Annotated in this window: 5 protein-coding genes; 3 read left to right on the top strand and 2 right to left on the bottom strand. The window is 61.0% G+C overall.

Translation table 11 applies throughout. The annotated features are described in order from the left end of the window. Nucleotides 1-1,392: 1,392 nt before the first annotated feature. Both HMPREF3086_RS04530 and HMPREF3086_RS18400 read left to right on the top strand, forming a co-directional pair. Nucleotides 1,393-1,602 (top strand): hypothetical protein, encoded by a 210-nt coding sequence (locus HMPREF3086_RS04530; RefSeq protein ID WP_070720394.1) that lies wholly within the window; start codon nt 1,393-1,395, stop codon nt 1,600-1,602. Further along, complete coding sequence (locus HMPREF3086_RS18400; RefSeq protein ID WP_141763993.1) at nt 1,599-2,336, top strand: hypothetical protein; 738 nt, start codon at nt 1,599-1,601, stop codon at nt 2,334-2,336. The genes HMPREF3086_RS04530 and HMPREF3086_RS18400 overlap by 4 nt, the downstream gene beginning before the upstream one ends. A 145-nt stretch (nt 2,337-2,481) precedes the next feature. Here the strand turns inward: HMPREF3086_RS18400 and HMPREF3086_RS04525 are convergent, their stop codons facing one another. Together HMPREF3086_RS04525 and HMPREF3086_RS04520 are read right to left on the bottom strand one after the other, a co-directional pair. Then, a complete protein-coding gene (locus HMPREF3086_RS04525; protein ID WP_070720391.1) occupies nt 2,482-2,688 on the bottom strand; it encodes a hypothetical protein in 207 nt (68 codons plus the stop codon). 726 nt (nt 2,689-3,414) lie between these two features. After that, nucleotides 3,415-4,020 (bottom strand): recombinase family protein, encoded by a 606-nt coding sequence (locus tag HMPREF3086_RS04520; RefSeq protein ID WP_070720390.1) that lies wholly within the window; start codon nt 4,018-4,020, stop codon nt 3,415-3,417. A gap of 306 nt (nt 4,021-4,326) precedes the next feature. Between HMPREF3086_RS04520 and HMPREF3086_RS17880 the strand changes: the two genes are divergently transcribed. Further along, on the top strand, nt 4,327-4,944 hold the full coding sequence (locus HMPREF3086_RS17880; protein WP_083324300.1) for an AAA family ATPase: 618 nt from the start codon (nt 4,327-4,329) through the stop codon (nt 4,942-4,944). Nucleotides 4,945-5,200 lie beyond the last annotated feature (256 nt).

Below are 5,200 nucleotides of genomic sequence, written 5' to 3'. Positions count from 1 at the left end.
GCCGCCGCCAAGAAGTAGCCACAGAAGACCACCACAGAGCGATCAAGTCCACAGTTTTGGCTGTATCGCCGGGTGATGTGCGCAGCTATGGCACGAGTCCCGTAGGGGTTCTGACCTAACTGAACGGCCCTCTGGTAGATGGGGGGCAGTTGAAACTCGTGGGCGGGAGGTCCGATGCCGTGCGGGTGTCACTTGAGAGGCGTCTGTTGGTGCTCATGATGTTGTGAGGCAGCACCCAGATCCCCGGACCTGGCATGCCGACTCCGGTTACTTGCGCTCCCCTCTACGAGGTCCAAGCTGATTTATTACGATCCTGGCCTGTACTGCCAGACCGGGGTGTCCGAGTCGATACGTCGCCAGTCGCAATGGGCTTGCTGTCCATTCGACTGATCGGTAGCCGTTGCTCCCACAGGGCCGCAGGGCTGTCCGCCGAGCGAATTGGTCACTCGTGTCAGGGGTTTGAGTCTGAAGTCAGGTGTCCAGGGGACATTCGAGGTGTATGGAGCCCATACCCGTGCGTCGGTCCGATCGAGATAAGTGCACCAGAGCTGTGTTCCGTCCTGCGCGAAAGCCCTCTGGTTCGCAGCCGGGCACCCACTGAAGGGCACAACCCAGTTCGAGGCGACGTATGTCGGAGCGGCAGGGGGCGAAAACAGGTGGTCAACCCAGAAAAATGGGAAGGGTAGAGGCGGTAGTTGCTGGGCGACCGAACCGGGCGGGACCGCCACCGGCATAGGTTCGACGGCCGGCAACTCTACAGATCCGCCGGGGAGTGGCTGAGAATGAGCGACCGGAATCGCGATGGAGCCGAGCATGAACATGCCTGCAGTGGCGATGAGCTTTCGAATGCGGGACATGGCGCCTCTCTTCGGTCGATTGTGTTCTGAGTGAAATCTAAGCATCAACGTCAGACAGTCGATAACGCTTGTGGAAATCTTCGTCGGGCAGCCCACGGGGAATCGGTTCGTAGGTGACACGCATCTGCTCGCCCAGCGAACGAACGATGAGATGTCAACGAGTTCGACGGGCTGCGGCCGCGGGTGGTCCAGGTCCTCGATATTCGAAACCCCTCGGCCAGAGTCGTAGTAATGAGTCGCGTCCTGCCGTCACGCCGGCGCAACGCCTTCAGAATGGCGCTCACACTGAGCTTGTTGGTGGCGGTACAGCGTGGCTCAAGACCGGGCATGAAGCGACTGCTCGACTACGTCGAGCCCGGTCATGAGGCACTTGTGGTACACCCGCGTCAGTACTACACCTCGCTGGCGGAGTGAACGGCAGGGGCCACGGTTCGCCAGTTGTCCGACGCGTTTGCCATAGTTGCGGGACTGCTGCACCAGCTGGTGCATAATCACGATCATCGGACCACACTGGGAACTGTGAAGGAGGCCCATCATGACCGCAGTATTGCCGCCGCAGGACTTGGTGCGATCCCTCACAGTCAGTGAGGCCAAGCGTGAGCAGGCTGAACTCCTCGAGCAGACGGGGATGACGCGCCGGGAGTTGGAGCGTAAGGGCGACAGCTGGGAGCTTGACGCGCATCAGCGCGGGATTCTGGCCGACATCCGCAGCCTGGAGTTCCTGGTCCAGCGCGCGACTCGGTGACTGAAACGCTCCACGCTCAAGCGCAGACGTTCGCGGAGAGCCTGACGCGGACAGTGCAGGCCGTAGTGGGTCCTTCGTGCCCACCATTCATTGCCGTTGAGATTGAGGCCGCTAGTGCCTTCACGGTGCGCCAACAGCCTGCGGAGGGGATCGTCCTATCGAGCGTCGAGGGTCCAATCTTAAGTCTTGCCGTTGAGTACAGATGCATCCATGACGGTAGCGACAGGTACTTGGCCGTAGAAAAGTCTGAGATCCACGTTTTTGTGGCACCGGGAGGTCGTCAGCCACTTTTCCGGTACGAGTATGAACGGTCGAAGTCCTCGAAGCTCCCAGCGGCCCATATCCAGTTTCACGGTGAGCACCAAGAACTTCAAAAGGCGATGGGTGAGTGCGGGGATAGCACACCGAGGGCAAAGCGGCGCAAGCGTGGCAAGAGCCAAGTTCAACTAAGTTCGCTGCACTTTCCCGTCGGTGGATCACGGTTCCGGCCGACACTCGAGGACATTATGGACATGCTTATCGAGGAGTTCGGAGTCGCGCCGGCCGGATCAGTGAGGGCCGCCCGTGAAACGCTAGCCGAATCACGCGAGGCCTGGCGCCGGTCGCAGATAGCGACAGTAGTCCGTGATGCGCCATCTGAGGCGGTGAGAGCTCTTGAAGAACTTGGCTATCAAGTCACTTCTCCAACAAACGGTGATGCACCGGACAAGCCGACAAAGTTGCGAGCGCTCTGATCGTTAGAGGCGTCTTTGGCTCAAGGTTTTGGGCGCCGACGGATGGCCCCTCTCAATCTGTAGTGAGAGCCGCTGTGGCGCGTGGCGGTGTATCGAACTCGCCGCTGTCGAGGCGTGCTCATCAGCCACTTGTCTTAACGTCTGGTTACCGGTCTTCGCCACTACGGGCATCGCCGTCGGTGGGCCTGGCTACGAACGCGACGATGAGCGCGGTGCCGGCGAGGTCGGCGGCCCACCATGCCCCGGCGATGGCGGTGTCGTCGAGGTAGGTCGAGGTGCTGGCGGCGCCGCAGCCTTCCTCGTTCTCGGTATGGGCAGGCCTTGGTAGCCGTATGCCGTCCCCGGGACTCATTTGCCTGGCAGGTCTAGGAGCATGAGCACCTTCGTGCTCGTAGGCGACAGTGGCGGATGAAACTCGACGAGCACATTGGGCGATATAAGACTGAGGGGCTACCTGTCCCGAGGGTTTCATCCCTGAGTGCGCCGACGTCCACCGCCCTTGACTACGAGGAGAGCCTGATGGTTAATCCACCCGAGCACGAGACGGTCTGCAAGTTGTGTGGGGCGCATGTCCCGTCCGGTACCCCTCAGCATCAGATCCTGGGTGCTGGACCGACGTGTGAGCCCTGCGGGAGGCGGGCTCAGGAGAACTGGCTCAACTACAAGCGGAGGCAGGTCGAGCACAACCGGCGACGGCGAGAGGAGGAGTACCAGGAGAGGGAGGTTTTCACCTCGGAAGGCGGAGCTCTCGGGGCACTCTATGAGTGTGCCCAGTGTGGTCAGGACTACCTTCTGGATCGTCCCCACTTCCATACGCATCCGATCACCCAGCACCTGTGCGACACCTGCGAACACATCTATTGGACTGTCAGTCAGTACCAGCACAACTTGAGGCGCGATCATGGACTAACGAGTAGCCAGCTCCGGCGAGATCAGAGGGCGAAACGAGGGCTCCGTTCGGAACTGCGACGAGCACAAAGCTGAACTGCTCGCCAAGGTCATGCCCGCTAATTAACGACAGGGCCTCGATGTTGGCAAGTGGGGGCGTCGATCGAACCTTGCGGTTCCTCGTCCCCGCTCACGGCTGCGCCGTCGTGGACGTCTTGCGGCGCGGGGCCGGCTTGTCGGCCCCGCGTTGCAGTGCCCGGTACACGGTGGTGCGGCTGACCCCGAGGACCTCGCCGATCTGGGCGACGGTCATGTCTTGTTGCTCGTAAAGCTTGCGGGCGGTGCGCAGTTTGTCCCCCGACAACAGCGGTGGACGCCCACCTCTACGGCCACGGGCCCGGGCGGCTTGCAGGCCGGCGTGCGTGCGTTCGGAGATGAGGTCTCGTTCGAACTCGGCCAGCGAGGCGAAGATGTGAAACACCAGGCGCCCGCCCGAGGATCCGGTGTCGATGTTTTCCTGCAGGGATCGGAACTCGATGCCGCGGTCCTGCAGATCGGTGAGCTGATCTATTAGATGCCGGATCGATCGCCCCAGCCGGTCCAGTCGCCAGACCACGAGCGTGTCACCCGGACGCAATTGGTCAAGCAGTCTTTCCAACTCGGGGCGCGAGGCCAGCGCCCCGGAGGCGGTGTCGGTGAAGACCTTGTAGCAGCCGGCAGCGGCGAGGGCGTCGTGTTGCAGCCGAGCGTCTTGATCACCCGTCGACACCCGCGCGTACCCGAAAGCGTGGCCCATACCGGCGACTGTAGCAATACCCGTCGCCGGTGGGTAGATCAGAAACATAGAATTGAGTACTGTGTTTCGCGACAAAACAGGCTTCCGCCCACCTCGCAGTATCCGAAATTGGTGAGCTCGGGTTCGCTTGTAGCAAAAAAGATCGTTTTTGATTCAATTCGTCACGAACGGGTGGTTTCTTTCGAAACCCGTTGGCAGTGACCGAAATTGCTCACGCCGGAGCGGCGTTCTATTCGGATCGCTCACATCTCCACGGGCGATGGGCGACAGGTTCACCCCCATCGAGGATTGAGTACGGTCCACGTTATGAGTGACCAGCGACGTGGCACGCTTCTGTGGATCAACGGTGCCCATGGCAGTGGCAAGACGCATGTTGCCGCTGATCTGGTCCGTCGTCTGCCGCACTCCCACCTCGCCGATCCGGAACATGTTGGTTTCGGCTTACGCCGGATGTATCCGCGAAGCGAGAGACCTGACTACCGAACCCTTGACGCCTGGACCTCTGCCGTCTCATCCACTCTGATCGACATTCTCGATCGCACGGGGGCGACGATCATTGCTCCCCAAACTGTCGCCGACAGCCTTCTCCTATCTCAAGTACTCGATCCCGTACGGGCATCGCAGCACCGGGTTGCTCACGTCACGCTGTCACTGCAGCTCCACGAACTGCGTAGGCGACTCCGATCTCGTGGCGACGTGATCGCGTCCTATGCCCAGCATCAAGCTGGCGCCACGCTCGATGCGTTAGCTGCGCCGGAGTTCGGGGTGCATATCGACACAGGCCACCGGACCGTGCAGCAAGTCGCCGACGAAATCGCGAAGGTCGCTGGCCTGGACATTCGCCCGGACCGCTCGATCCTTGCGGCCAGGGCTATCCGTACGGCAGCGCTGCGAGTCTCGGCTATCCGTTTACCTTGGGCCTGAGCAGATCGGGCGCGACTATCAGTCGGCTGGATCGGCTAGAACGCGTGCAACATGCGCTCTCCGTCGAGTCCCTCGGCCTGTCGAAAATGCCGCCATATGAAGCTGAGAAATCCCGCCAAACGCAGTTGCGTGTCACACCATCGCCGCTGTGTCACAGGGTGGTTTCTAGATTTATGAAACGTTGTCCCTTCGGGTCTAGGGTGTAGTGATACAGATTCCGGGCGGGAGGGTCTTCTGGTGGCTGATCGGATCGGGA

It is taken from the genome of Dietzia sp. HMSC21D01, assembly GCF_001815995.1.
In the GTDB taxonomy this organism is placed as follows: Bacteria; Actinomycetota; Actinomycetes; order Mycobacteriales; family Mycobacteriaceae; genus Dietzia; species Dietzia cinnamea.
Note: the sequence above shows the minus strand (reverse complement) of the source record. Positions and strands in the feature narration are given on the sequence as shown.